General features: G+C 70.4%; 24 protein-coding genes. 12 read left to right on the forward strand and 12 right to left on the reverse strand.

What is annotated here, in order from left to right:
• From AC1DY2_RS00810 to AC1DY2_RS00840, 7 genes are all read left to right on the forward strand, one after another.
• Positions 1-484 (forward strand): acyltransferase (locus AC1DY2_RS00810; protein ID WP_476760682.1); only part of this gene is annotated, 484 nt, incomplete at its 5' end.
• On the forward strand, positions 481-1,482 hold the full coding sequence (locus AC1DY2_RS00815) for a glycosyltransferase family 2 protein (protein WP_476760683.1): 1,002 nt from the start codon (positions 481-483) through the stop codon (positions 1,480-1,482). The genes AC1DY2_RS00810 and AC1DY2_RS00815, both read left to right, overlap by 4 nt.
• A gap of 210 nt (positions 1,483-1,692) precedes the next feature.
• The gene (locus AC1DY2_RS00820; RefSeq protein ID WP_476760684.1) at positions 1,693-2,526 is read left to right on the forward strand and encodes an acyltransferase family protein; all 834 of its coding nucleotides are present in this window, start codon (positions 1,693-1,695) and stop codon (positions 2,524-2,526) included.
• Positions 2,519-3,529: a glycosyltransferase gene (locus AC1DY2_RS00825; protein WP_476760685.1), complete on the forward strand. Its 1,011-nt coding sequence runs from the start codon at positions 2,519-2,521 to the stop codon at positions 3,527-3,529. The genes AC1DY2_RS00820 and AC1DY2_RS00825 overlap by 8 nt, the downstream gene beginning before the upstream one ends.
• Positions 3,526-4,611, forward strand: coding sequence for a polysaccharide pyruvyl transferase family protein (locus tag AC1DY2_RS00830; protein WP_476760686.1), 1,086 nt, complete (start codon positions 3,526-3,528; stop codon positions 4,609-4,611). Before AC1DY2_RS00825 ends, AC1DY2_RS00830 begins: the two co-directional genes overlap by 4 nt.
• The gene (locus AC1DY2_RS00835; RefSeq protein WP_476760687.1) at positions 4,611-5,654 is read left to right on the forward strand and encodes a glycosyltransferase family 4 protein; all 1,044 of its coding nucleotides are present in this window, start codon (positions 4,611-4,613) and stop codon (positions 5,652-5,654) included. The genes AC1DY2_RS00830 and AC1DY2_RS00835 overlap by 1 nt, the downstream gene beginning before the upstream one ends.
• Complete coding sequence (locus AC1DY2_RS00840; protein ID WP_476760688.1) at positions 5,635-6,270, forward strand: YdcF family protein; 636 nt, start codon at positions 5,635-5,637, stop codon at positions 6,268-6,270. The genes AC1DY2_RS00835 and AC1DY2_RS00840 overlap by 20 nt, the downstream gene beginning before the upstream one ends.
• Here AC1DY2_RS00840 and AC1DY2_RS00845 read toward each other — a convergent pair.
• The 4 genes from AC1DY2_RS00845 to AC1DY2_RS00860 form a co-directional block, all read right to left on the reverse strand.
• Positions 6,242-7,435, reverse strand: a complete 1,194-nt coding sequence (locus AC1DY2_RS00845) for an acyltransferase family protein (RefSeq protein WP_476760689.1) — start codon at positions 7,433-7,435, stop codon at positions 6,242-6,244. The two genes, AC1DY2_RS00840 and AC1DY2_RS00845, sit on opposite strands and share 29 nt — an antisense overlap.
• 12 nt (positions 7,436-7,447) lie before the next feature.
• Positions 7,448-8,935, reverse strand: a complete 1,488-nt coding sequence (locus AC1DY2_RS00850; RefSeq protein WP_476760690.1) for a hypothetical protein — start codon at positions 8,933-8,935, stop codon at positions 7,448-7,450.
• A 36-nt stretch (positions 8,936-8,971) separates the two neighbouring features.
• The gene (locus AC1DY2_RS00855; RefSeq protein WP_476760691.1) at positions 8,972-10,294 is read right to left on the reverse strand and encodes a tyrosine-protein kinase domain-containing protein; all 1,323 of its coding nucleotides are present in this window, start codon (positions 10,292-10,294) and stop codon (positions 8,972-8,974) included.
• Between the two features lie 160 nt (positions 10,295-10,454).
• Complete coding sequence (locus AC1DY2_RS00860; protein ID WP_476760692.1) at positions 10,455-11,420, reverse strand: alpha/beta hydrolase; 966 nt, start codon at positions 11,418-11,420, stop codon at positions 10,455-10,457.
• 210 nt (positions 11,421-11,630) lie between these two features.
• Between AC1DY2_RS00860 and AC1DY2_RS00865 the strand changes: the two genes are divergently transcribed.
• On the forward strand, positions 11,631-13,106 hold the full coding sequence (locus AC1DY2_RS00865; RefSeq protein ID WP_476760693.1) for a sugar transferase: 1,476 nt from the start codon (positions 11,631-11,633) through the stop codon (positions 13,104-13,106).
• A gap of 140 nt (positions 13,107-13,246) precedes the next feature.
• A complete protein-coding gene (locus AC1DY2_RS00870) occupies positions 13,247-13,435 on the forward strand; it encodes a hypothetical protein (RefSeq protein ID WP_476760694.1) in 189 nt (62 codons plus the stop codon).
• A 12-nt stretch (positions 13,436-13,447) separates the two neighbouring features.
• Here the strand turns inward: AC1DY2_RS00870 and AC1DY2_RS00875 are convergent, their stop codons facing one another.
• The 4 genes from AC1DY2_RS00875 to AC1DY2_RS00890 all read right to left on the reverse strand — a co-directional run bounded on the left by AC1DY2_RS00875 (position 13,448) and on the right by AC1DY2_RS00890 (position 17,400).
• The gene (locus AC1DY2_RS00875) at positions 13,448-14,500 is read right to left on the reverse strand and encodes a glycosyltransferase (RefSeq protein WP_476760695.1); all 1,053 of its coding nucleotides are present in this window, start codon (positions 14,498-14,500) and stop codon (positions 13,448-13,450) included.
• Between the two features lie 9 nt (positions 14,501-14,509).
• Positions 14,510-15,451: a glycosyltransferase gene (locus AC1DY2_RS00880; RefSeq protein WP_476760696.1), complete on the reverse strand. Its 942-nt coding sequence runs from the start codon at positions 15,449-15,451 to the stop codon at positions 14,510-14,512.
• A 145-nt stretch (positions 15,452-15,596) separates the two neighbouring features.
• Entirely contained in the window at positions 15,597-16,232 is a 636-nt protein-coding gene (locus AC1DY2_RS00885; protein ID WP_476760697.1) for a CHAP domain-containing protein, read from the reverse strand.
• Positions 16,233-16,260: 28 nt separating this feature from the next.
• A complete protein-coding gene (locus tag AC1DY2_RS00890) occupies positions 16,261-17,400 on the reverse strand; it encodes an Ig-like domain-containing protein (protein ID WP_476760698.1) in 1,140 nt (379 codons plus the stop codon).
• A 351-nt stretch (positions 17,401-17,751) separates the two neighbouring features.
• Here AC1DY2_RS00890 and AC1DY2_RS00895 point away from each other — a divergent pair, with 351 nt between their 5' ends.
• Both AC1DY2_RS00895 and AC1DY2_RS00900 read left to right on the forward strand, forming a co-directional pair.
• Complete coding sequence (locus AC1DY2_RS00895) at positions 17,752-18,639, forward strand: hypothetical protein (RefSeq protein WP_309973505.1); 888 nt, start codon at positions 17,752-17,754, stop codon at positions 18,637-18,639.
• Positions 18,640-18,841: 202 nt separating this feature from the next.
• On the forward strand, positions 18,842-20,158 hold the full coding sequence (locus tag AC1DY2_RS00900) for a UDP-glucose dehydrogenase family protein (RefSeq protein ID WP_476760699.1): 1,317 nt from the start codon (positions 18,842-18,844) through the stop codon (positions 20,156-20,158).
• A gap of 64 nt (positions 20,159-20,222) precedes the next feature.
• Here AC1DY2_RS00900 and AC1DY2_RS00905 read toward each other — a convergent pair whose 3' ends face one another.
• The 3 genes from AC1DY2_RS00905 to galU are packed head-to-tail and all read right to left on the reverse strand — an operon-like array spanning position 20,223 to position 22,859.
• Positions 20,223-21,167, reverse strand: a complete 945-nt coding sequence (locus AC1DY2_RS00905; RefSeq protein ID WP_476760700.1) for a nitroreductase family protein — start codon at positions 21,165-21,167, stop codon at positions 20,223-20,225.
• 31 nt (positions 21,168-21,198) lie between these two features.
• Entirely contained in the window at positions 21,199-21,969 is a 771-nt protein-coding gene (locus AC1DY2_RS00910) for an HAD-IIB family hydrolase (RefSeq protein ID WP_476760701.1), read from the reverse strand.
• Positions 21,966-22,859: a UTP--glucose-1-phosphate uridylyltransferase GalU gene (gene galU / locus AC1DY2_RS00915; RefSeq protein ID WP_476760702.1), complete on the reverse strand. Its 894-nt coding sequence runs from the start codon at positions 22,857-22,859 to the stop codon at positions 21,966-21,968. The genes AC1DY2_RS00910 and galU overlap by 4 nt, the downstream gene beginning before the upstream one ends.
• 77 nt (positions 22,860-22,936) lie before the next feature.
• Between galU and AC1DY2_RS00920 the strand changes: the two genes are divergently transcribed.
• Positions 22,937-23,425 carry a VanZ family protein gene (locus tag AC1DY2_RS00920; protein ID WP_476760703.1) on the forward strand — a complete coding sequence of 163 codons (489 nt, stop codon included), beginning with the start codon at positions 22,937-22,939 and terminating at the stop codon, positions 23,423-23,425.
• Positions 23,426-23,435: 10 nt separating this feature from the next.
• Here AC1DY2_RS00920 and AC1DY2_RS00925 read toward each other — a convergent pair whose 3' ends face one another.
• Positions 23,436-25,280 carry a glycoside hydrolase family 15 protein gene (locus tag AC1DY2_RS00925; protein ID WP_476760704.1) on the reverse strand — a complete coding sequence of 615 codons (1,845 nt, stop codon included), beginning with the start codon at positions 25,278-25,280 and terminating at the stop codon, positions 23,436-23,438.
• Position 25,281: the final 1 nt, after the last annotated feature.

Raw genomic sequence — 25,281 nt, forward strand, 5'->3', positions numbered from 1 at the left:
GGCGCGAGGTGCGCTCGCGAGTTCCATCGGCGGCATGGCCGTGTGGGGACCCCGTTCGCGCCGACGCATCCTGTCGGCCTTCGGCGTGCGCATGGCGCGCACGGTGCGCGTGTATCCGTACATCAAGTTCCTCGGCGGCGTGGACCACCTCGTCGTCGGCGAGCGCGTGTTCCTCAACGCCAACGTCCTGATCGGGTCGGGCGCACCCATCACCATCGGCGACGGCGTGTCGATCGGGCCGAGCGTGCAGCTCCTGCCCACGAGCCATGAGATCGGCCCGTCGAACGCACGCGCGGGCTCGAACGTCTCAGCGCCGATCGTCGTCGGCGACGGCAGCTGGATCGGGGCGGGTGTCACGGTACTCGGCGGCGTGACGATCGGTCGCGGGGCGGTGATCGCGGCGGGCGCCGTCGTCAGCAAGGACTGCGAGGCCGATTCCGTCTACGGCGGTGTCCCCGCCCGACTCATCCGGAGGATCGAATGAGCGACTCGATACCCGGGGACGCCTCGACGGTGGACGCCACCATCATCGTTCCGGCGTTCAACGTCGAGGACTACCTCGAGACGGCGCTGCGGCGGCTGGTCGAGCAGACGCATCCGTCGTTCGAGGTCATCGTCATCGACGATGCGTCGACGGATGCCACGGGGACGATCGGTCGCGAGTTCGCCGGTTCGCATCCTCGCGTCCGGTACCTGCTGCAGTCCCTGAACGAGGGCGTCGCCGCCGCCCGCGAGCGAGGCGTGCGCGAGGCTCGGGGCGAGTTCGTCTGGTTCGTGGACGCCGACGACGACTGGCCCGCCGATGCGCTGGTGACCCTCGTCGCCGCTGCCCGCCGGCACCGTGCCGATCTCGTCTGCGCGGGAGCGGAGTACCTGCTCGTCGACGGGACGCGGAAGCCGGTCGGCGCCCTCGGCGCTCCGAGGGAGCTCGGCGCCAGGTCGGCGTTCCTCGGGTTCCTCCGCGGCGACATCACCGGGCATCTCTGGAACAAGCTGTTCCGGCGAGACCTGCTTGCCACGATCGACTTCACCCGCTCGCGCCAGCATTCCGACCAGGCGATGGTGGCCCAGGCCATCGCGCATGCGGGCGTCGTCGCGCTGATCGACGTGGACGTCTACACGTACAAGCTGAGGCAGGGGTCCATCATCCGATCGGGCAGCCGTCGCGCGGAGTCGCTGGCGACGGTCTCGTCGGTGGTGCGCGCCACGGCGACGAGCCTGGACCCTGCGCTCCTCGAGAGCCCGGACTTCCGCTACTACACGGCGCGCTTCGACGTGCTCTCCCGGATGAAGGACGCCGCGTCACCGGCGTACGGAACCGACGAGTCCGGACGCCTCGTCCGTGAGATCAGGAAGTCGCTCACGGCACCGGTGCTCTGGTCGACGGTGCGCAAACGGGATTTCAAGCGGTTCGCCCTCCTGACCGCGGCACGCGTGAGCATGCCGGCGTTCCGGGTCGGGATCCGTCGCGGAGGYGCATGACCGTGGCGCGCATCCCGTCGGCACGCCTGGCGTGCAGCCAGTGTTTACACAGCCGACTCACGCCGGTAAGACCGCGTCACTACCGTGAGAACTGCAATCACTGCCGGACCCTGGGGGCGACTTCGATGGGGACTCGGCAGACCCGATGGAGTGGCCAGGCACCCGGCCTGTGCAGTCGGGGCGGCCGTCTCCCCGTGATTGGACGAGACGATGAGCTCAAAGACTCCCCAACCCATCTACGAACGCGGGAATATCGGCCGGAAGGCCTGGGTCGACTTCGCCAAGGGCGTCGCGATCCTGATGGTCGTGTACTACCACTCGGCCCTCTACCTCTCACACGTGGGCGTGGGCGGAACGGTCGGCGTGCTGAAGGCGGTCGGCGAGCTCTACGCGATGCCGGTGTTCTTCCTCATCGCCGGCCTGATGAACTTCCGGACCTCCACGTGGACATTCGGCCAGACCTGGCGTCGGCGACTGTGGCCGATCCTCTACATCTACATCCTCTGGTCGGTCATCCGGGCGGTGTTCTACCTGGTGGTCCCCGGAATCAACGGGGAGCTCGGAGAGCTCTCGGCGACGAATCCCCTGAGCCTCGCGCTCATCCTGGTGTGGCCGAGCAGCAGCTACTGGTTCATGTACGCGCTCTTCCTCTTCACGCTGCTGGCGTGGCTGCTGCGACGCGTTCCCCGCTGGCTGCAGGTGGGCGGGCTCGCGCTGGTGTCGACGCTCGTGACGACCGGGCTCCTCTCCGCGCAGAACATCGGATGGAATCGCATCCTGGCGCTCGCGGTCTTCTTCACGACCGATCAACGTCGTGGTGCAGTTCGCGCTCGTCGCGTTCACCGTGCTCATGTCGCTGCTGCTCGCTCGCCTCACGCAACGTGCTCGCTGGCTGCTGGTCCCGCCGTCGCTGCCCCGCGCATCGGCTCGTTCCACCGACCCATCTGGCGACGTCCGCAGGGCGGCGCGCGACCTGACGTGAGTCGCGGCATCCGACCGGTTCGTGCGTCGGCCTCCCGCCGGGAAGGGGGCACGCATGCCTAGGACACTCGAGCTGGCCCCGACCACCGAGCGACGGCTGCTGCTCGCGGCGTCGACGGGCGGCCACCTCGCCCAACTGGTGCGGCTGGCGCCCGGGCTCGGCGCGTCCGACGAGTCCCTCTGGGTCACGTTCGACTCGCTGCAGGAGAAGTCGCTGCTCGCGGGCCGGAACGTGCTCCACGTGCCGTACGTCGGGCCGCGCGACTACGTCGCGCTCTACGCGGCGTGGCGACGCATCTCAGCCGAACTCAAGGGCCAGCGCTTCGACGCGGCGGTGAGCACGGGCTCCGCGCTCGCGCTCGCCGCCCTCCCGGCCGCTCGCCTGGCCGGCATGCCGGCCCTGTACATCGAGAGCGTCTCCCGAGTCGACGGACCATCGCTCTCCGGGCGGGTCCTCGCGATGTCGCGGCTCGCCGAGATGCGGACCCAGCACGCGACCTGGTCGAACGGGCGTTGGAAGGTGCATCCGAGCGTACTGAACGACTACGTGAGCGGCCGGCGGACGGTCGACACGCGGCGCCCGCTGAAGATCTTCATCACGCTCGGCACGATCAAGGGTTTCGCGTTCGATGCGCTCGTCGACCGCATCCTCGATCTGGGCATCGCGAATGAGGACACGGTGTGGCAGTTGGGGAGCACGCCGCCCCGACGCGACCTCCCCGGAACGGTGCGGTCCTTCGTCGACGCGGCTGAGTTCGAGGCCTACGCGCGGGACGCGGACGTCGTCATCACCCACGCCGGAGTGGGAACGATCYTCGGGCTCATCGACCTCGGGATCTACCCGCTCGCGGTGGTGCGACGAAAGCGCCGCGGCGAGCACGTGGACGATCACCAGCAGCAGATCGCCGGCATGCTGAACGATCTCGACATCGGCAGGGGCGCCGAGGTGGATGACCTGGACCGCGGCGTCATCGAGTCGGCCGCGCGCCGATGGACCAGCGTCCGCGACCAGACCGTGACCGCAGAACGCTCCGACGCGAGCCGCACGAGTGGAGAACGAGCATGAGCCAGGCGCAGATCTTCGTCCCGGGAGTCGGGCAGTACGAGAACATCGGCGACATCATCCTGCGTCGCCAGCTCATCGCGTGGCTGCGGCCGCTCGGCCGGCTCCACGTCTACGTGGGTCCATCTCCCGACGGCTACGCGATCGCGCTCGGCGTAGGGGACGATGACGTCGTCTACCGCTCGTTCGGAAGCTGGTATCGCGCCGGACTGCGATCGGCCGCCCGGGGCGACGGGTCGTACGTGTTCAAGCCCGGCGAGATCCAGCTCACCCTCGTCGGCATGAAGGAACACCTGAGCATGCTGCCCATGGCGGGCCTGATGCGGGCACGAGGCGGGCGGGTCGCCAGGATCGGAGCCGGCTCGCGGAACTTCGCGCCCCTGCCGAGGCTCCTGATCACCCCGTCGATCATGCTCTCCCAGTTGACGGCATGGCGGGACGTGAAGACCGTCGAGTACCTCGGACGCGGCGAGCTCATGCCCGACCTCGCCTTCGCCGAGGGTCCCGACGACTTCGACCACCCCGGCGCCAGGGACACCATCGTCGTGTCGATGCGCGTCGACCGCCCCCTTCCCACGGCGGAATGGATCAGGGGCATCCGCTCGTTCGCCGACGCGAACGGCCTGCGCATCGTCGTCGCCACCCAGGTGCTCCCCGACAGCCCCCGATCGATCTGGCTCGCCGACCGACTCGGTGCGGAGCTGCAGGACTGGGACGGGACGGATCACGAGGGCCAGGAACTCGCGCTCCGGGTGACGTATCGCAGGACGGCGCTCGCGATCAGCGACCGCATGCACGTGCTCATCGCCGCGTACACCGAGGGCGCGGTTCCGATCGCGCTCCTCGTCGACCGGTCGGACAAGATCGACCGGCACTTCCAGGCGGCCGGCATCCAGGACGTGTCGGTGGCCACCGACGGCATGGATGCGGCCGGCATCGAGGAGCGTCTCGGCGACGTGCTCTCCCGCCGGGCGGAGATGATGGCGGCGCTGGCCACGGCCAAGGCCGACCTGGAGTCGGTGCGCAGCGAGCTCGCCCAGCTCCTGACCAACGACCGGACGCCCGTTCTGGCGGAGGCGCGCTGATGGCCGGGGACCGCAGCTCCACGATCCTCGGGCACGACCTGGTGGCGTGGCACGTCGGTCGGCGCGGCGAGGTGGCCGGCGGCATGACCCAGGTCGTCAACGCCTACACCGCCTGGGATTTCGAGTCCTTCGACATCCGCGTGATCCCGTCGCGTGACGGGAGCCGCGGCCTCAGGGCGTACCTGCTCTTCCTGCGCGCCGTCATGGCGGTGCGGAGGCTTCGAGACCCCGAGCGGAACCTCGTCGTGGTGCACCTCTCGCAGGGGGGCTCCTTCGTGCGCGAAGGATACCTGCTCCGCTTGGCCAGCCGCCGCGGCTTCGCCACGATCGCCCACCTCCACGGAAGCAGCTTCGTCGACTACGCGAACGCGAATCCCGAACGCGTCGGCCCGGTGCTTCGCTCCGCCTCGCGGGTCTTCGTGCTGAGCGAGGCGACCCGCGCCGCCGTCGCCGGCTTCATCCCCGAGGAACGGATCGAGATCGTACCCAATGCGGTGGCGTCCGCACCCGCCGCGGAGAAGCATCCGCGGATCGTCTTCGGCGGCAAGGTGTCGACGAGGAAGGGCGTCGACGTGCTCGTCGACGCCTGGCGGGCGCTCGAGCCCGACGGCACCTGGCACCTCGAGATCGCGGGCCCGGTCGCCGAACCCGAGCTCGTGCCGGGCGACCTCCCGCATGCCACCGTGTTCGGCTCGCTCCCGCACGCCGAGCTCCTCGCCCTACTCGACTCGGCGGCGGTCGCCGTGCTGCCGTCGCGTGACGAGGCCATGCCGATGTTCATCCTCGAGGCGATGGCCCGGGATGCCTGCGTGATCGCCACCGACGTCGGCGGCATTCCCGCGGTGCTCGGCGACGGATCCGGGATCCTCGTGCCCGCGGGCGACGTCGAGTCCCTGCGCAGGGCGCTCGCCAGCGTGATGACGTCGGAGCCGACGCGGCGCCGCGTGGTCGAACGCGCACGGCGGACCTTCGCCGAGCACTACTCGGCCTCGGCGCTCTACCCCCGACTCGAGCGGCTGTGGCGTGACGCCCTCGACCGCTGAGGCCGCTGAGCCCGTCGCGGCAGCTGAGACCGCCCGCCCCCGGACCGCCGCGAGGCGCCTCCGCCGTGCCGTCGGCGCGGCGGCCATCACCGTCGGGGCGCTCGTCGTCGCGTTCATCCTGGTCGGGCTTCCCCTGTACGTCTTCCCGGCGGTCGATGCGGTGCCGGCCCAGGCCGACGTGGTCTACGTGATCGGCCCGCCGACGCCGGCACGGATCGCTCTCGCGCGCAAGCTCATCGAGACGGGCGCGGCCGACGAGATGCTGATCTCGGTTCCCGGCGACGCCCTCGCCGAGGGCACGCCATCGCGTGGCCGGTTCAGCGCGTGCAACCTTCCGGGCGGCGACGTGCTGTGCCGTGCGCCCGACCCCGCCACGACGCAGGGCGAGGCCCGGCTCCTCGCCGAGACGGCACAGGAGCAGGGCTGGGACAGTGCCATCGTCATCACGATGACCCCGCACGTGTCGCGTGCTCGCATGATCATCGACCGGTGCTTCGACGGTGAGCTGACCATGCGGGCCGTCTCCGACCAGCCGTCGGGACTGGGCGGCTGGGTGCACCAGTACCTCTACCAGAGCGGCGCGTTCGTCAAGGCACTGGCCGCACCCCGCTGCTGATCGGTCGCGGGCCGCTGAGCAGGCCGGTTCCCGGTGCGGCGGTTCCGGTCATCAGGAAGCGCAGCACGGGCACGCAGTTGACGAGCTCGTAGGCGATACCGGCGACCAGCGCCGTGAGGATCACGGTGAGGACGAAGCCGACGAGCGAGGGAACTCCCGCACCGATGAAGAGGAGCGCGAAGCCCAGCACGAGGGGCTGGTGCACGAGGTAGACGACGAGTGACGAGTCGACCAGCCAGTCGACGATGCGCGACCGCTCGCGGAAGACCCGCGTCGCCACCTTGAACGCGAGCGCGGCCCAGACGAGCCCGGCGACGGGCCAGAGCACGGCCTGGGTCACGAGCGCCGCGGGTGCATCGGATGCCCCGGCCAGCGCCATGCCGATGAAGTAGGCCGCGGTGGCGAGGCCGAGGACGAGCAGGGGCGTCCTCCGGAGCTGCATGAACCGCTCCAGGTACGCGGGGCGGAAGGCGAGGACCAGACCGGTGAGGAAGGCCGGTGCATAGATCACGAGATTGCGGGAGACGAGGTTCGAGAGCAGGCCCGCGATGCCACCGGCCGTCCACACCGCGAGGCCGAGGACGACGATCGCCGACGACGCGGCGAGGTAGGCGAGGAGGCCGAACCGCCAGCCCGCCAGGCGGCCGGTGATCGTGGCCGTCGCTCGAGCGACGTGCCGGCGGATCGGCGGCGCGAAGAGCAGCGCGAGCACGCCCGAGTAGATGAGCAGCACGACCAGGAACCAGAGGTGCATCGTCCAGTAGGAGCCGGGGTGCGACCACTGCGCGACCATGAAGTCCCAGATCGAGCGACCACAGGCGCCGCGGGATGCCGCGATGATGGCCCACTGGATGGGGCTGAGCACCACGATGCCGAAGAGGAGCGGGATCCCCAGTCGCTGCAGTCGWCCGGCGTACCAACGACGGGCACCCCGCCTGCGGACGACCATGAGCGCGAAGAAGCCGGCCACGATGAAGAACGTGGGCATCCGCCAGATGTGGAGGAACTCTGCGAACGCGATGAGGAGTGGCGAGGGTACGTCAGCGCCGACGAGCCAGGGCAGCCCCGAGAACGCGAGCGCCGAGTGGTAGGGGATGCCGAGCACCATGAGCGACGCCCGGAGCCCGTCGAGGTAGTGCAGCCGGGGCGGCGATGCGGCGGTCACGATCGGCCGCGCTCACTCGACGAGCGCCGCACTGCGAACCGCCGTCTGCTTCGGGATCGCGGCCGATCGAGGAAGGCGGAGTTCGGGGAAGCGAGCGCTGTCGCGGAAGGAGGCGAGCATGCCGGCCGCCGCGAAGACGAACGGGTAGGAGGGTGCCGACACGAACACCGGTGCCGCCACGGACTCGATCAGGAGCACCAGCAGCCAGCCGATGCCCGTCACCCGCAGCCACTTGACCAGCGTCGGTTCGGCGGCCGAGGTCGGCCTGCAGAGCGAGACGAAGATCGCGACGATCCCCGCGGCGAAGAACGCGGCGCCGAGCCATCCGCTCTCGCCCAGGATGGCAGGCCATTGCGTGTCGTTCAGGAACATCCCGGCGTCCCCGCGCCCCAGCCCGTAGATGTGGGTGAACCCGAGCTCGACGTACTCGGGCGAGTACGTCGCGCCGGCCGTGTAGCTCCCGTACCTGCCGAAGCCCGCGCCGAGCGGGAAGTAGTGGGCCGCGACCGACAGGGAACCGAGCGTCAGTGCCGAGCGCGCCGAATCCTGCACGACGTAGACCTCGAAGTCGCCGGCGATCAGCTCGTAGAGCGGCGGCACGATCACGACCCCGATGAGGGGCACCACGCAGAGGACGGCGACCCACATGACGGGGCGTCCGTATCGCAGCAAGAGAAGGCCCACCGTCGCCCCCAGGCCGATGATCGTCTTGACCTGGAACGTGAGCACCGCCAGCCCGCCGGTGACGAGCAGCAGGATCGCGTTCCCCACGGATGCCCGCACGATGAGCCCGTAGGAGATGAGCGCGATGGCCAGCACCGCGCAGAATCGGCTGAAGGCGGCCGGATGCTGGAAGGGTCCGCTCAGCGCCGGCACCCCCATGACCGCGGTGACCGGTGCGTCTCCGGAGATCAGCGACGACCAGACTCCGGGTGCGACGAGGTTGATCACGCCGGTCAACGCGAAGAAGATGACCGCGACCGCTCCGATCTTGGCGAGGAACTGGAGGTCGCGCACGGTCCACCGCAGCTGGGCGAGCGCGAAGGCGAAGATCAGGCCCTTCAGGATGAGGAGCATCGCCTCGCTCATGGTGCCGAAGGCGACGCGGTTGGCGACGCCGCTGAGTACGCCCATGGCGATGAAGAGGCCGAACCACGGCAGGCCCGGCAGGTACACGAGACGCCGGTCCGTCACGAACCGCCGCGTGCTGAAGCTCGCGAATGCGAGGAGCACGACCGCTTCGTCCGCGTAGCTGCCCGCAGCCCCGAGCGCCGATTGGATCGGGCTGGTCAAGACGATGGTCACGACGGCCAGCAGCGCGAACAGCTTCGGGAGGAACACCGCCACGACGAGCAGGACGAGCCCCGCGACCACCGCGAACGGGATCACGGGGTCGATCCAGCCGAGCGCCGCGATCACCGCCGCGGCACCCACCCCGGCGACGGACCATGCCGTCGTGCGGACACCCGGCGACAGCCAGGACGATGCATCGGTTCTCACGTTCGCTCCCCCAGCGGGTTCACCGTCGCGTCTCGCTCAGGCGCGCGCGTCGGGGCCGGACGTGGGGACGTCGTCGAACACCACGCCGAACAGGGTGCTGTCGACGCCGCGCACGTTCGCCTCCGCGTTGCGGAGCCGCGATGCACGGGTCCTCCCGGCCCGCACCACCATCACGAATCCGGTCGCGACGGCCGCGAGCTCACTGGCGTCGGCCACTTCTCCCGCCGATCCGGCATCGAGGATCACGATGTCGCACTGCTTCGACAGTGCACGCACGAGCTCGTGCATCCGGGCGGATCCCAGCAGTTCGCTGGAGCCGGCGCCCACCTTGCCGGCCGGGAGCACGTCGAGCCCGGGCGCGACGGTGGCCAGCTCCACGGCCGCGACCGGCGCCGAGCCCATGAGCACGGCATCGAGCCCGCCCTCGGCGGAGATGTCGAAGAGCGATGCGAGCCGCGGGGCGCGGAGGTTGGCATCGATGAGCGTCACCCGTGTGCCGTCCTCGGCGAGGGCGAGCGCGACGCTCGCGGCGACCGTGGTCTTGCCTTCGCGGCCCGCAGGCGACGTGAAGGCGACCACGGGCTGCGGTCCGGCGAGCAGGTGCTTGAGCTGGAGGCGGACGAGCCGGACGGCTTCACCGAATCCCTTGCGCTCCATGGCCGTCCGGATGGACGCGCGTGCGCGGCCTCGTACGCGTGGGATGGTGCCGAGCACGTTCGCACCCGTCGCCCTCCTGAGGTCCCGGCCGTTGCGCACACGGGTGTTCGAGACCTCGCGGAGCACGACGAGCAGCAGCGCAAGCACGAGCCCGGCGGCGAAGGCGATGGCGACGATGACGATCGGAGGCAGGCTGCTCGGATCCTCCGGCGGCTCGGCCTGCTGCACGACGCGCCCGGCGATCGTGCCGGGAACGCCGACGCCGGCGGCCGGATCGCTGATGACCGCCACGAAGTTGGCTGCGAGGGCGTCGGCGAGCGCCGCCGCACTCGCGGCGTCCTCGCCCTCCGCGGTGATCGTGAGGATGGCGGTCCCCTCCACCGGCGTCGCGCTGATGTCCTCGGCGAGCTCGACCGGGGTGCTGTCGAGTGCCAGCTGGTCGATCGTGGGCTGGAGCACGAGCGGAGTGGAGACCAGCGCCGTGTAGGTGCCCATCTGCTGGATGACCAGGTTGTTGCCCTGCACCTGTTCCTGCGGGGCGGCCGTGACCGTCACCGCACTCAGCATCACCTTGCTCTCGGCGGTGTACGTCGGCGCGCTGGTCGCCGCGACGAGCCAGCCGATGACGGACGCGGCGAGCACCGTGACGACGATGAGGACCCAGTTCCTGCCGATCGTGCGCACGACCTCGGTGAATTCCACTCCTCGGCCTCCGTTCGGCTCGGTGGGTCGGAACTCGTCGTTCACGCTCCCGCGACCCGCGACCGGTGATGATGCGGTCGTGAGCAGGAGCGAGGACGGTTCGATCAGGGTGCTGGTTCCCGCGTGATTCTGGGACGTTACGGACATGGCGTTCGCCTTTCTACAGGTGCTCGGCGAGGAACTCGACGAGGCGGGAACGAACTTCACTGGTCAGCAGCTGGACGCCGTGGCCGGCATCCGCTCCGATGGTCAACTCGACGGGGATCCCGGCCGCCTCGAGCGTGTCGCGCATCGCCTCGGCCTGCTCGACCGGGACGAGCTCGGCCGACCCGTTCACCAGGAACATCGGCGGGTCGGAGGGATCGACGTTGAGGAGGGCAGACGCGGTCGCCGCCTGCGGGCACTTGGCGGCCGTGGGGTCGGTGCAGCCGAGGTAGTTGAGCGCCATCGCGGCGGCTTCGGGGCTGGGGACGCCGAGTTGGAGCGCCGCCTCGGTCAGGAGCGACACCCCTGACAGGGACACGACGGCGCCCACCCGGCTGCCCTCGTCGGTCGGCCCGGTGCCGGAGGTCGCGTAGGTCTGCGCGAGGATGGCTCCGGCCGAGCTGCCGAGCAGGCCGATCTTCGCCGGATCGAGGCCGAATCGCTCGACCTGTTCGGGCGCCCGGAGCCATTCGACGGCATGGGCGACGTCGTCGAGCTGGCTGGGGAAGACGTAGTCGGGCGCAAGCCGGTAGTCGATCGAGATGCCGGCCATGCCGCTGTGCGCCATGAGCTCGCAGAGTGCGCGCATGCCGCCGCCGACGCGGTCCCCCTCGGTGAAGCCCCCGCCGTGCAACAGGATGACGGCGGCGACGGGCGCCTCGGTCACCGGCAGGCAGGCATCGGCCATGAGCGTGGCGTCACCGTCGCTCCAGTACGGGAGCGCCTCGACGATCTCGATGTCGGCGCTGCGGGCGGGTGTCGGTGCCCGTTCCTGGCCGGCTGCACTCGCGCATCCCGAGAACATCACCGTGAGGGCGACCGCGACGAGGCTCCCCACGACGCGCGACGGGGTCCGCCGGCGGGCGGGAGTCCTCGTCCCGGGCGGTGCCGAGGCGTCTGCGAAGCGGGTGGATCGGGTCATTGGTTCCTTACCGGTCGGGCCCGGGATCTCGTCCCGGTCTGCCTGTGCGCGGAGGAAGCCACACTGCTCCAAGGCACCCCTCTGGGTGCCCCTCCATCTTCACCCGGTCGGGTTGAGCCCACGTGACGAGTATGTAAATTCCGGCTACGCGATCTAGTACTGCGCCCGCCCGCCTCTCTACATTGATGAGCAATCGAGGGGGAGAAACTCTTGACTCAAGCCATTCAGACCGAGATGGCGAGGAGTTCGAGGGGGACGCGGTCGGCGAGCTGGGAACAGCGCTACGGCCGGATGCTCGTCTCCACCGATCTTCTTGTCATCACCGTGTGCGTCTTCGGCGCACTGCTGCTCGGTGGGGTACCGAGGCAGTTCGCGACCGCGGAGTTCGTCGGCATACCGGCCGCCGTGGTGTTCGGCGTGCTGCTGATCGTCACGTGGTCGCTCGCGCTGTCGATCGTGGGCAGCCGTTCGCCGCGGGTCGTGGGTTCGGGCGCACTCGAGTACCGCCGGGTGCTGCACATCACGATCCTGATGGTGTGCGCGCTCGGCCTCCTCGTCTACGTGCTCGCGTTCGACGGCCTCCGCGGCTTCCTGCTCCTCGCGCTCCCCCTCGGCCTCGTCGGCCTGCTCGCGAGCCGATGGACCTGGCGCCAATGGCTCGCGCGTCGTCGTCGCGCAGGTCAGATGTCGAGCCGTGTGCTGCTCGTCGGATCTCAGGAGTCGATCGCCGCGACCGCGCGTGACCTCGCCCGGTCGCCGCAGGCGGGCCTCCGCGTCGTGGGCGCCTGCACGTCGAACGGCCTCGTCGCCGGGGTGATCCCCGGTACGGACATCCCCGTCTCGGGCTCGCTCGATCGGCTGAACGAGGCCCTCGAGGCCGTCGACGCCGACACGGTCGTGATCACGAGCTCGAACGAGCTGTCGCGCGAGCGAGTCCGGGAGCTGAGCTGGTCGCTCGAGCCGGGCAGGCAGCACCTCATCGTCGCGCCGAGCCTCACGGACATCGGCGGTCCGCGACTGCACACCAGGCCGGTCGCGGGCCTCCCCCTCATCCACGTCGAGACGCCGCGGTACGACGGAGGCAAGCTCCACGCCAAGCGCGTGTTCGACTTCGTCGGCTCCGGGCTGCTGATCGCCGTGCTGTCGCCGGTGCTCATCGGCATCGCCATGGTCATCCGCTTGAGCACGCCCGGAACGGTCATCTTCCGGCAGAAGCGCATCGGACTCCGCGGTGAGGAGTTCGAGATGCTGAAGTTCCGCTCGATGTACGAGGACGCCGAGGATCGTCTCGCCGAACTGGCGCGCCATGAGGGCGAGGCGGGCAACTCGATCATGTTCAAGATGCGGGACGACCCGCGGGTGACCCCGATCGGGAAGATCCTCCGGCGCTACAGCCTCGACGAACTGCCGCAGCTGTTCAACGTGTTCTTCGGCAGCATGTCGATCGTCGGTCCGCGGCCGCCGCTGCCCCGAGAGGTCGAGCAGTACGCCGAGCACGTGCACCGGCGGTTCTTGGTCAAGCCGGGCATCACCGGCCTGTGGCAGGTCAGCGGGCGCTCCAACCTCGACTGGGACGAGACCGTGCGACTCGACCTGTTCTACGTCGAGAACTGGACCACCACGGGCGACCTGATCATCCTCTGGAAGACGCTCCGCGCGGTCGTCGCCAGCGACGGCGCCTACTGACGCCTACTGACGGCGTCCCCTCGCCGGTGGGGCCCTGTGCACACCCCTCCTCGCGCCGCGGCCCGATTCGAGTACCATGAGCCTCACCACCGGCCGATCGTGGGCCGTTGGGTATCTCTTGGACTCGAGGAGGAGCCAGGATGGATCCCATCGCCATCACCATCGTCGCCGTCGTCGCCGCCTGGATCGCCGTGGCCGTGATCGTCGCACTGCTGATCGGTCGCGTCGTGCGCCGTGCCGACGCCCAGGAGGGCGGCGTGCGTGAGCCCGGCCTGGCCCCAGCCTCGCCGAACGCGAGCGGACACGACCGCGGTCCCGTCCTGCACTGACGCCACGAGGGGTCAGCGGCGCAGGCCCACGGTCTCTCCAACGGCGCCGCTCGACGCCGTCTGCGTCCTCGCCAGGTCGTACGCGGCGCGCAGCGACGCCGACATCGCGTCGTGGCTCGAATTGCGCACCACGTAGCGCCCGGCCTGCGCGACCTCGTCCCGATAGGACTCGTCGTCGAAGAACGCGTCGACCGACGCCGCCATCTCCGCATCGGTCCCGCCGGCGAGCGCGTATCCGAGCGACGCCATGCTGGGGATGCTCCGTGCGAGCACCGGGACGTCGAGGGCGGCTGCTTCGATCGTCGAGACCGGACCGCCCTCCCAAGCCGCCGTGTGCAGGTACAGCGCCGCCCTGCGCAGCCAGGCCTGGACCTCCTCGGGAGGCAGCCAACCGGTGACCTGCACCCCGGCCGACTCGAGCTCCGCGCGACTGTCAGCGTCGCCGTCGCCGATCCACACGAACGTGCCGCGGTGGGCGAGCCGCGCGACCGCGGCGAAGCGCTCGGGGGCCTTCTGCGGTGAGAGGCGGCCGACCATCACCACGATGTCGCGGTCGGCTGCAGCACGTGTGACGTGGGCGAACGGCGTCGGGTTGTGGGCGACCTCGACCGGGTTGCGGCGATTGAGTCGCAGGCTCAGCTCCGCCTCCCGCGGGCTCACTGCCACGATGACCTGCCGGCGCCGGGCGAGCAGGCGCTCGATGGCCTCGTACGACCAGCGCTCGGGCGCCGAGACATCCGTTCGCTCCAGGGCGTAGCAGTGCGGCGAGTAGACGATGCCGGGTCCCGAACCGAGCACCGCGCGCGCGGCTCCGCCGACGCTCGAGTGCAGGTGGATCACGTCGGGCGACTCCTCGCGCACCTTCTGCCGCATGCGCGTGAAGAACCCGACGAGGCCACCACGGTAGCCCTCGTGCGCGATCGCACCGGGCAGCCCATGGGTTCCCTGACCGTCACGGGCTCGCGAGAAGAGGGAGTGCTCCGCCTCGGGCACCCCCCGGACGTAATTGACGATGGCGCTCTGGACTCCTCCGCCGAGCGCTTCGGTCACGTGCAGCACGCGCATGGCGGGGCCTCAGGCGAGTGCGACGGGGGCGAGGTCGGCTGCACGCTTCACAGCCCACCGACGGTTCTCCTCGAGATCCTCGATCGTGATCTCGTCGGCTTCGCGCACGAGCGCCAGCCCCGCGCGATCGACGTAGGCCGCCAGGTCGTCCTGGTGGCCGTCGACGTGCTCGCCGTGCGCCGCGCGTCGTGGCACGACGATCGGCCGCTTCCCGAGGCTCAGTGCGGTGAGGATGGAGCCCGTGCCCGCGTGCGAGATGACGAGATCCGCCTCGGCGATCTCCTCCTTCAGCCGCTCGGCGGGGAGGCTCCGCACCGTCTCGATTCCCAGGTCGGAGACATCCGACGGCCCGACCTGCCAGAGCACCGACCACTCGGGCGGGAGCACGGCGTGGAGTCGCCGGATCAGGCGGTCGAACCCGTAGTGGGCGTTGCCGCCCACGCTCACGACGACCCGCGGCGTGGAGCCGGTCTCGGGCACCACGGGAACGACCTCGAAGCCCTCGAAGACCGAGATGGCGTAGGCCCAGCGGTCGTTCTCGGCGAACGGGTACTGCACGTACCGCTTCACGCCGGGCACGCGATCGAGGAGCCGGCCGGTGGCCGACAGCTCACGGACCCGGGTTCCGCTCTCGATGTACGAGAACGGCACCCGCGCGACCTTCGCCGCGAGCATGGCCGAGATCGCCATCTGCGCTCCGGTGCTGTAGACGCGTGCGACCTGCTCGGCACGGAACCGCGGACGCAGGGCGTGGAAGTCGTTCAGGATGCCGAGGTAGTCGCGCGGTGCGCGGTTCGGCAGGGTGATGACGCGCTCCCCGGCGAGGAGCGAGGCGCTCTGCGCCGTGGCATCCGTCACCCAGACGACGTCGTCGCCCTGGGCGATTCGAGGCCGCAGCAGGTGCAGCTGCGTCAGATGGCCGCCGCTCGTCGCCACCAACATCGTCGTCATGTCGTCCCCTTCGCATGGTGCGTGATGTTCGACGACGACGTTGTCGATGTGTTCCGGTGTCCCCCATCCTGCGATCGGCCGATGGGCGGCACAAGCGAGGTATGCCCGGTTTAACCTGTTCTTAATCCGCCCTTCTCATTCGGTGTCATCGACGGCGTCCCCCGCCCGTGCGGTAGTCGGGCGTGGCGAAGACGACGCGATCCGACCAGGGTTCGGAGAACCGCCGCACGAACGTGAGCTCCGACGGGAGCTCGCCCGGCACGTCGCCCTCGATGGTCTGGGCCGCCCCGCCGCTCATCGAGGTGACGATGCCGACATGGTTGATCTCCGCGTCCCCACCCGGGCTGTAGAAGACGAGGGATCCGGGCTCGGGGAGGACGTGCGTCCGCCCGGCGATGCGGTGATGCGCGAACAGTTCGCGCGGCGAGGCGATCGCCGGAAGCCCATGGTCGCGCAGGAGCCACGAGGCGAAGAGCGCGCTCCAGCCGAAGGCGCTGGGCGCCATCCACGGGCTGCCCTCGAGCCGCATCCCGGCCGCCCCCTCGGCCTCCGCGATCACCCGCGCCGCGCCCGAACCTGCTCCCGCACCCGCTCCGGAGCGGACGGCGCTGGCGGAAGTGGTCGCCCGGATGCCGGCGAGGGCCGGATCGGCGACGATCGGCACGGCGAGCGCGGCCGCCCCCACCGCCAGCAGCGCCCTGCGACTGATCCCCGGCGGTGCCGTCGCCGTCCCGTCCACTGCTGCGGCCGCGGCCGCCGCCCATCCACCACGGTCATCCATCCTGACCACCCCCATCTCACGTCCGTCGTCAGCGCAGGTCGTACGACCGCGGGTCCGCTTCCTCCACGGTGCGGGCGATGCGGTGGCCCGTGTGCCACACCGTCACCCAGTCGAACTTGTCGGCGACGCGATAGATCTGCATGTCCGTCCGGAACCCCTGGGAGTCCGGCCTCAGCAGCACGCGCGGCACCCGCCGCAGGCCGTTCACGAAGGGCACGCTCTGCACCCGGTCGGACTGGCCCTGGTTGACGTAGGTCTCCACCCAGCCGTGCTCGATCGACGTGGACAGGCGCATCTTGAAGACGACGTCCGTCCACCTCCCCCGGTTGTAGGGGCCCGAGAGGAACGGCCACGGGTCGCCCGCGTTGAGCTCGTTGCCGCGGATCGCGAACTCGTCGATCGGCTGCTTGACGTCATCGCGGTTCGCGTGGATGACGAACGGCGAACCCTGCAGGTACGGCGGCCCGTAGAGCTGGAACAGGGCGATGTACGCGGTGCCCGCCGGGCCGTTCGGGTTGGCCGGGTCGTTCGCCGGGTAGACCGAGGGGAAGCTCGCCGAGGGCATGTAGGCGAAACCCACGCAGAACTCGTCGCCCTCCCTGAGGTTCTGCCGGCTCGACGACTGGAACCGGACGGTGCCCGACGTCTGGTCGGGATCGCTCTTCGCACGGTTGGGCACCGCGGCCTTGATCACCCGGCGCCGGCTGCCGTGGATCGGGTCGTCCTCGAGCCGGGCGTACGCCGAGCCGATCGTCGCGTAGTGGCTGGACTTCCACTGCGAGAAGGTGCCGCCGTACTGCGCTGCCCAGGCCAGGTCGGACCGCCACCCGCCCGTGACCGCATCGGCCTCGGGACGCGGCGTGTTGGCGGTGATGACGCCCACATACGGAGCGACGATCTCGACGCCGTCGACGGTGGCCCGCGCGGTGATCCAGAACGCCGAGTCGCTCGGGCGGGGGGTGACCCCGTCGACCAGCTTCTTCGTCGTGTCCCAGCGGTACACGTACGCACCGCCCGACGCGGTGGCCGTGCGGGTGCCGTATTGCGGCGGCCCGATGATGATGCGGACGTTCGACACCTTCGTCCCGCCGGTCACCTCGGCGGAGACCAGGACAGTGCCGGTGACGCGTCGTCCCTCGGTCGGTGCGGTGATGCGAATACTGGGCACGTTGCCTCCCCCGAAGCGTTGGTTCCCATTCCCCCGCGAGGCCGAGACCTCGTCCGCCCCCCTCGGCGAACTCCCCGTGCCGGCACGGCGACACGAACCGGTCGTCGCACGACCGTGAGAACTCGGACGGTAGGGTTCGTCCTCGTCTGGCCCCCCAGTTGGGCTGGTTTCGATGCTGTCCCATGCGCGGTGGCGACGTCAATACTCCCTCCCGAAGTCCCGTTACGGGCGGGTTAACTTCGGGCCGTGCCCGGTGAGTCGGCCGCCCCCGCGGAATACGCTGACGGAAGCGGTTACCCGCACTCGCCGGCGAGCGTTTCGGGCGTGGACATGGGAAGGGGCAGCACGAACATGACTCACGAGCAGGGGGGCCGCGAGGGCGGCGGCTGGTCTCGACGCCAGCTCCTCATCGGGTCGGCGGCGGGGGTCCTCGCCGCGGGCGGCGGGTGGTCCACGGCGGCGCAGGCCGCGTCGCCCATTCCGACCCTTCCCGGCGAGATCAGCCGCACGGCGACGCGCTACACGCGCGACGCGAAGCTGCCCTACGAGTGCATCGACGTCTCGATCTCAGGCGACGTGGCGCGGCTGTTCGTGCCGCACACCGCCGTGCCGAAGTCCAAGACGGCCGTCGGCGTGCTATGGGTGTTCCACTCGAACGGCAGCACGCACACGTCCCTCGACGGCGCGCACCTCTACAGCGGCGAGCTGGCCGCTGAGCGGGGCGCGGTGGTGATCTGCCCCGACTACGGCGGCAGCCTGTGGACCACGGAGGCGGCGATCCAGTACCAGAAGAACGCCACGGCATACGTGACCGCCGTCTGGAAGGTCGGCTTGAGCTTCCTTCGCGCCAACTCGGGCGGCGGGCCGCTCATGACCTACAGCTACGGGACGAAGCTCATCCCGGCGCTTCGGGGCATGTACCTCGCGAACGCGGCCTACGACATGGAGGACCTGTACGACCGCGACGACCGCGTGCGCACGACCTACAAGTTCGACCGTGCCGCGGCCGTCGCCACGAATCCCGCGCGCCTTCCGCAGTCCTCGTGGACCGGCGCCCGGTTGAAGACCCTGGTCTCGGCGGCCGACCCCCTGGTGCCGCCCGCCGCCCACGGCGTCGCGCTGGCCGACATGGCCCGCCCCGTGGCGGCCGAGGTGATCGTGCAGTGGCACCCCTACGGACACACGGTTCCGGGCTGGAGTTCGAAGGACATGATCACCACCTTCGAGGGCTGGTACTGACCCGCGCCGCGGCGGGTCGAGCGCATCGAGCGGTGCGGTCGACCCGTCTTCGGGCGCGCCCGAACGACGAGATCACAGGGTTCGTCGGGAAGTCACCGACTTGTAACCGCGCGGAAACAAGCGCCCGCAGGGCGCTTGCTAGAACTGGGACAGGGCTGGTGGGGCATCCAACGGTGGCCCCACTCTGACGAGAGGCGACTACGTGAGAGTTTCAGTGATCGGATGCGGATACCTCGGTGCCGTGCACGCTGCGAGCATGGCCGAACTCGGCCACGAGGTGGTGGGAATCGACGTCGATGAGGCGAAGATCGCGCGGCTCGCCGTGGGTGAAGCGCCGTTCTTCGAGCCGGGACTCCCCGAACTGCTCCGCTCCGCGGTCGCCTCAGGGCGTCTCACGTTCTCGACCGACATGGCGGATGCCGCGGGCGCGACGGTGCACTTCATCGCCGTCGGCACGCCGCAACTGAAGGGCTCGTACTCGGCGGACCTCAGCTACGTCGACGCGGCCGTCGAGGGCATCCTCGAGCACGCGGCATCCGGCGACCTCATCGTCGGCAAGTCGACGGTGCCGGTCGGCACGGCGGAGCGCCTGGCGGGCCTCATCGCCGACAGCGGCACGGGCGCGACGCTCGCCTGGAATCCGGAGTTCCTTCGAGAGGGATTCGCCGTGAAGGACACGATCAGTCCGGATCGCCTCGTGTACGGGGTACCGACGGATCCCGATGCGGCCGCGACGGCCGAGCGCATGCTCTCGGAGGTGTACGCGACGGCGCTCGCCGCGGACACCCCCCTGATCGTCACGGACTACGCGACCGCCGAGCTCGTCRAGGTGTCGGCGAACGCGTTCCTCGCCACGAAGATCTCGTTCATCAACGCCATGGCGGAGATCGCCGAGGTCACCGGCGCCGACGTCACCCAGCTCGCCGACGCGATCGGGTTCGACGCGCGTATCGGCCGCAAGTTCCTGGGCGCGGGAGTCGGGTTCGGTGGCGGCTGCCTGCCGAAGGACATCCGCGCGTTCACGGCGCGCGCCGAGGAGATCGGACGCGGCGAATCGGTCGCCTTCCTCAAGGAGGTCGACGCGATCAACCTGCGGCGCCGGCACCGGGTCGTGGAGCTCGCGGTCGATGCGCTCGGCGGCGAGCCGCTCGGCAAGAAGGTGGCGGTGCTGGGCCTCGCGTTCAAGCCGTTCTCGGACGACATCCGGGACTCCCCCGCCATCGACGTGGCGGTGCGCCTGCGCGGTCTCGGCGCCGACGTGGTCGCGATCGACCCCGAGGCCATCGAGAACTCGAAGCGGCTGCACCCGCAGCTCGAGTTCAGCGACGACCTGAGCGCGGTCCTCGACGGGGCGGACCTCGTCGTGCTCGTGACGGAGTGGAACGAGTACCGCCACCTGGACCCGGTCTGGGCCGGCGAGCTCGTGGGCGTGCGGTCCGTGATCGACGGACGGAACTGCCTCGACGCCAAGGCCTGGCGCGAGGCCGGGTGGACCTACAAGGGGCTCGGCCGGCCCTGAGCCCAGACACGAGGATGCCCCGGGGTGCTCCACCCCGGGGCATCCGCGTGCCGCGGCATCCGCCTCACTCGTGCGTCGTGAGCACCTGCGAGACGGGGCGACGGGGCGAGCGAGCCACCCGGAAGCCCGCTTCGGGCGAGTAGCCGATCGCGATCATGCAGATCACGTCCTCGCTGTCGGGGATGCCCGCCGCCTGGCGCAGCGCGTCGGTGCGGTCGTTCGTCATCGACCAGTTGAGCATGCACGAGCTCACGCCGAGGCCGTGCAGCGCCCAGACGAGGGTCATCGCGAAGAGGCCGCCGTCGATCCAGCGCTGGTTGCGCTCCGCGGCCCCGGYGAAGAGGCCGCGCTCCACGGTGACCACGAGGACGCTGCGCACCTGGTCGCGGAAGCCGCCGTTGCCGTTCTGGTGGGCGAGGATGCGGGCGGCGTCCTCCGCGCCGCTGAAGGCGTGCACCCGGCCGGCCTGCCGGTTGCACACCGACGGCGTGTAGGTCGCGAGGCGCACCGCCTCCTCGATCGTGGCGGGCTCGACGGGGCGGGTCTCGTCGAAGTCGCGCACGCTGTGCCTGGTGGCGAAGAACCGGTCGAGTTCGACGGCGCCGAAGAGCGGTGCCGGCAGGGCCGGCGGACTCACGTCGTCGTCCACCGCGCCGCCGTCGTTCCAGGTGAGCAGCGCTCCCTTGGCGTCTTCGGCGAACCGCAGGTACGCGGCATCCGCCTCCTGGGCGCCTGCGACGGGGATGAGCATCGACAGGCGGTGCTCCACCGCCGCCCCGAAGGGCTGCTTGGGGCGGCGCAGGCTCAGCCCCTTCTCCACCCGGTGGTAGTCCTTGGTGAGCTGCGCCTCGAGGTTGACGCCGGAGACGACCGGCGTCACCGCGTCATCCACGGGCGCGGCCGAGTCGCGATACCTGCGGTAGTCGCGCAGGAACTCCGAGTACATCAGCCAGCCCCGCTTCGCGCGCCGGACCGGTCCCCGCAGCGGCTTCTTGATGGTGTCGAACATGAGGACTCCCCCTTTCCTTCGGTTCACGGGTTCACACGACGTGGACGTCACGGGCGCCCGCGATCACCTCGTCGATGACCACGAGCGTGTCGCGCCATCCTCCGACCGCCCGGCACGGCACCCCGGTCGCGATGACCGGGAAGTCGTTGCCGTCGGGGTCGAGGCGGTCGCCGACGAACAGCATCGACGACGCGGGGATCCCCGTCGCATCGATGAGCTTGCGGATGCCGTAGGCCTTGTCGACGCCCTTGCGGGTGATGTCGATCGAGGTCGAACCGCCCGAGCGCACTTCGAGATCGGGCAGGTCGGCCTGTACGGCCGAGCGGAGGGCGGCCTTCTTCTCGCCGGTCGGATCCCACAGCCGCTTGGCGTCGACGGGTGCGGCCTGACCGAGCGCCGAGAAGGTGACCTGGGATCCGCGGTGCTCGATGCGCGGTCCCCACGCGGGGCCCTCGTCGAAGCCGAGCTCAGCCGACCGCCGCTCGAGCGAGGACGACGCCCGGCCCGCCTCGTCGGCGGTGAGGTCCTCGGCGTACAGCTGGCGCCAGTCGCCGTCGGCGAAGCGCAGGTACCGCGTGCCGCACGTCGGCATGAGGTGGAGCCGCCCGAGCTCCGCGCCGTGCACGTCGAGGGCTTCGACGACCTGCCTGCGGAACTGCGAGAAGTCGCCGCCAGAGATGATGCACACCTCCGTGTGCTCGAGCAGCCTCGTGAGCGCGGCCGCCATCTCGGGCTCGATGCGGCTCTTCGACGGCGCCAGCGTGTCGTCGAGGTCGAACGCGATGAGCTGCGGGCGGTTCATGGCAGCGTGGCGGCGACCGACTTCAGCCAGAGCGCCAGGTCGGGACCGAGGTCCTCGCGATCCAGCGCGAGCTGCATCACGGACTTGAGGTAGTCGAGGCGGTCGCCGGTGTCGTACCGGCGGCCGCGGAACACGACGCCGTAGACGCCGCCCGCGATGGACTCGTCGGCCGCGAGCACCTGCAGGGCGTCGGTCAGCTGGATCTCGCCGCCCTTGCCCGGCGGGGTCTCCTCCAGCACGTCGAAGACCTCGGGCCGCAGCACGTAGCGCCCGATGACGGCGAGGTTCGACGGCGCGTCCGCGGCGGCCGGCTTCTCGACGAGGCCCGTCACCCTGACGACGTCGGCCTCGTCGGTCGGCTCGACCGCGGCGGCGCCGTACATGTGGATCTGGTCGGGATCGACCTCCATCAGGGCGATCACCGTCGCGCCCCGCGCTGCGCTCTCCTCGATCATCTTGGTGAGCAGCACATCGCGCTCGTCGATGAGGTCGTCGCCGAGCAGCACCGCGAAGGTCTCGTCGCCGATGTGCTTGCGCGCCCGGAGTACGGCATGCCCCAAGCCGAGCGGGTCGCCCTGCCGCACGAAGTGGATGTCCGCCAAGCTGCTCGAGTGCATGACCCGGTCGAGCTTGGTCTGGTCGCCCTTCTGCTCCAGCGTCTGCTCGAGCTCGGTGACCCGGTCGAAGTGGTTGGCGAGGGCGTTCTTGTTGCGGCCGATGATCACCAGGATGTCGTCGATCCCGGCGGCGACGGCCTCCTCCACCACGTACTGGATCGCCGGCTTGTCGACGACCGGAAGCATCTCCTTCGGCATGGCTTTCGTGGCCGGCAGGAACCTGGTGCCGAGGCCTGCGGCAGGAATGACGGCTTTCATCGGTGTTCTCCCCATGTCGCGACTGTAACCAGCCCGCATGAAGCTGGGATTACGAACGCGGGTCATTCTCGTGCCTCGCGTACCCTGACTGCATGCACACGAGTCGGATGCCGCGGCGGGTCGTGGCGGCCGCGCGGTGGCTGTTCCCGGCCTACGCCGTGGTGCTGGCGCTCATCGTGTTCCTGCCCGCGCGCGAGGCGGGGCGCCTCACGGGGGTCGTCGGATGGCTGGCACTGCAGGCCGGAAAGCTCGGCATCCCGGTCGATCCCGCGTACATCGTGCTCGAGTTCACGGCCAACATCGTGCTGTTCCTGCCGTTCGGGCTGCTCGCGACGGTCGCCTACCCCCGCCTCCGCCCGGTCCTGGTGATCGCCATCGGGTTCGCGTCGAGCGTGGTCATCGAGCTGGTGCAGCTCGCGATCCCCTCGCGGTACGCGACCGTGTCCGATGTCATCGCCAACTCCGTCGGTACGGCGATCGGATCCCTCGTCGCCGTCGCCGTGGCGAGATCGATGACGCCGACCGCGGCCTCGACCGGCCCATCGGCGAAACCCTCGGCCGAGGCATCCGCCGCCCCCTGACGACCGTCGTTCAGCCCTTCGCACCGCGCGCGACGCCGGCACTGGCCCCGGGTGCGGCGACGCCCCGCGCGTGCGCGATGGCGTCGGCGGCACGCACGAGCGCGAGGTGCGAGAGCGCCTGGGGGGTGTTGCCGGCCTGCCGCGCGGTTCGCGGCTCGGCCTGCTCTGCGAGGAGTCCGACGTCGCCCGCGCGGGCGAGCAGGCGGTCCATGAGCGCGGTCGCGTCGTCGAGCCGGCCGGAGTGGGCGTACTGCTCGACGAGCCAGAACGAGCACGCGATGAACGTGCTCTCGTCCCCGGGGACGCCGTCGATCTCCATCTCGGTGCGGTACCTGCAGACGAGGCCGTCGCGGATCAGCATCTCCTCGATGCGCGCGACCGTGCCCAGCATCCGCGGATCGTCGTAGGGCACATACCCGACCTGGGCGAGCTGCAGGAGGGCGGCGTCCACCTCGGTCGTGCGCTCGAACTGCACGTAGCTGCCGAGCGCCGCGTCGAATCCGCCGCGTTCGATCCCTTCGGCGAGGGCGTCGCGGATGTCGCGCCAGCGGTCGACCGGCCCGGTGCGACCGTCGTGCTCCACGGCGCAGACGGCCCGGTCGAACGCCGCCCAGAGCATGACTCGGGAATGCGTGAAGTGGCGCTCGGGCCCGCGGATCTCCCAGATCCCCGCGTCGGGCCGGTCGAGCTGGCGCTCCGCCTCGGCGAGCAGCGCCAGCTGCAGCGACCAGGAGAAGTCGTCGTCGTCGGCGCCCGAATGCCTGGTGACGTCGAGCGCGATCATCACCTCGCCGAAGACGTCGGCCTGGTACTGCTCGGATGCCGCGTTGCCGGCGCGCACGGGCGCGCTGCCCTCGTACCCGGGCAGCGAGGGCACCACCCATTCGGGCAGCCGTCGCTCGCCGGCGAGCCCGTACATGATCTGGAGGTCGGCGGGATCACCCGCGATCGCACGGAGCAGCCACTGCCGCCACGCCTCCGCCTCGTGCGTGAACCCATGGTGGATGAGCGACTCGAGGGTCAGCGCCGCATCCCGCAGCCACACGTAGCGGTAGTCCCAATTGCGTTCGCCGCCGAAGTCCTCGGGCAGGCTCGTGGTGGCCGCCGCCACGATGCCGCCGGTGTCCCGGTGGGTGAGCAGGCGCAGCACGAGCAGCGAGCGCCGCACCTCGTCGTCGTACGCCCCCGGCTCGATGCAGGCGCTCACCCATTCGCGCCACCAGGACGCGGTCGCGGCGATCGCCGCGTCGACGTCGACCGGCGCGGGCACCGGCAGGTGCGCGGCGAACCAGGTGAGCTGCAGGTCGACCGTCTCCCCCGGGCGCACGTCGAAGGCGGCGCGATGCGCGTGCCCCGTCGCGGTCAGGCGCGGCCCGCGCACCACGAGCGCGTCGGGGCCGGCCACGGCGAGCAACTCGGGGGCGTCGACCGTGCCTACCTGCCGCACCCATGGCAGCGTGGCTGCGTAGTCGAACCGCACCCGCAGCTCCTGCATCATCGGCACGCGTCCGCTGATGCCGCGCACCCTGCGGATCACGTCGGTACGTCGCCCGTCGCCGTCGGCCGTGCCGTTCCCGAGCGGCATGAGGTCGATCACCTCGACAACGCCCTGATCGGTGCTCCAAAGGGTCACGAGCGTGAAGGTGTCGGTCTCGTAGTGTCGCGACGCGACCGCCGCGGCATCCGCCGGCCGAAGCAGCCACGCGCCCTGCTCCACGTCGCCGAGGAGCGCCCCGAAGACCGAGGCCGAATCGAAGCGCGGGGCGCAGAGCCAGTCGATCGAGCCGTCGTCGCCCACGAGCGCGGCGGTGCGGCAGTCGCCGATGACGGCGTACCCCTCGATCGGTCGGGGCATG

Source organism: Agromyces sp. P1_H4 (genome assembly GCF_056405255.1).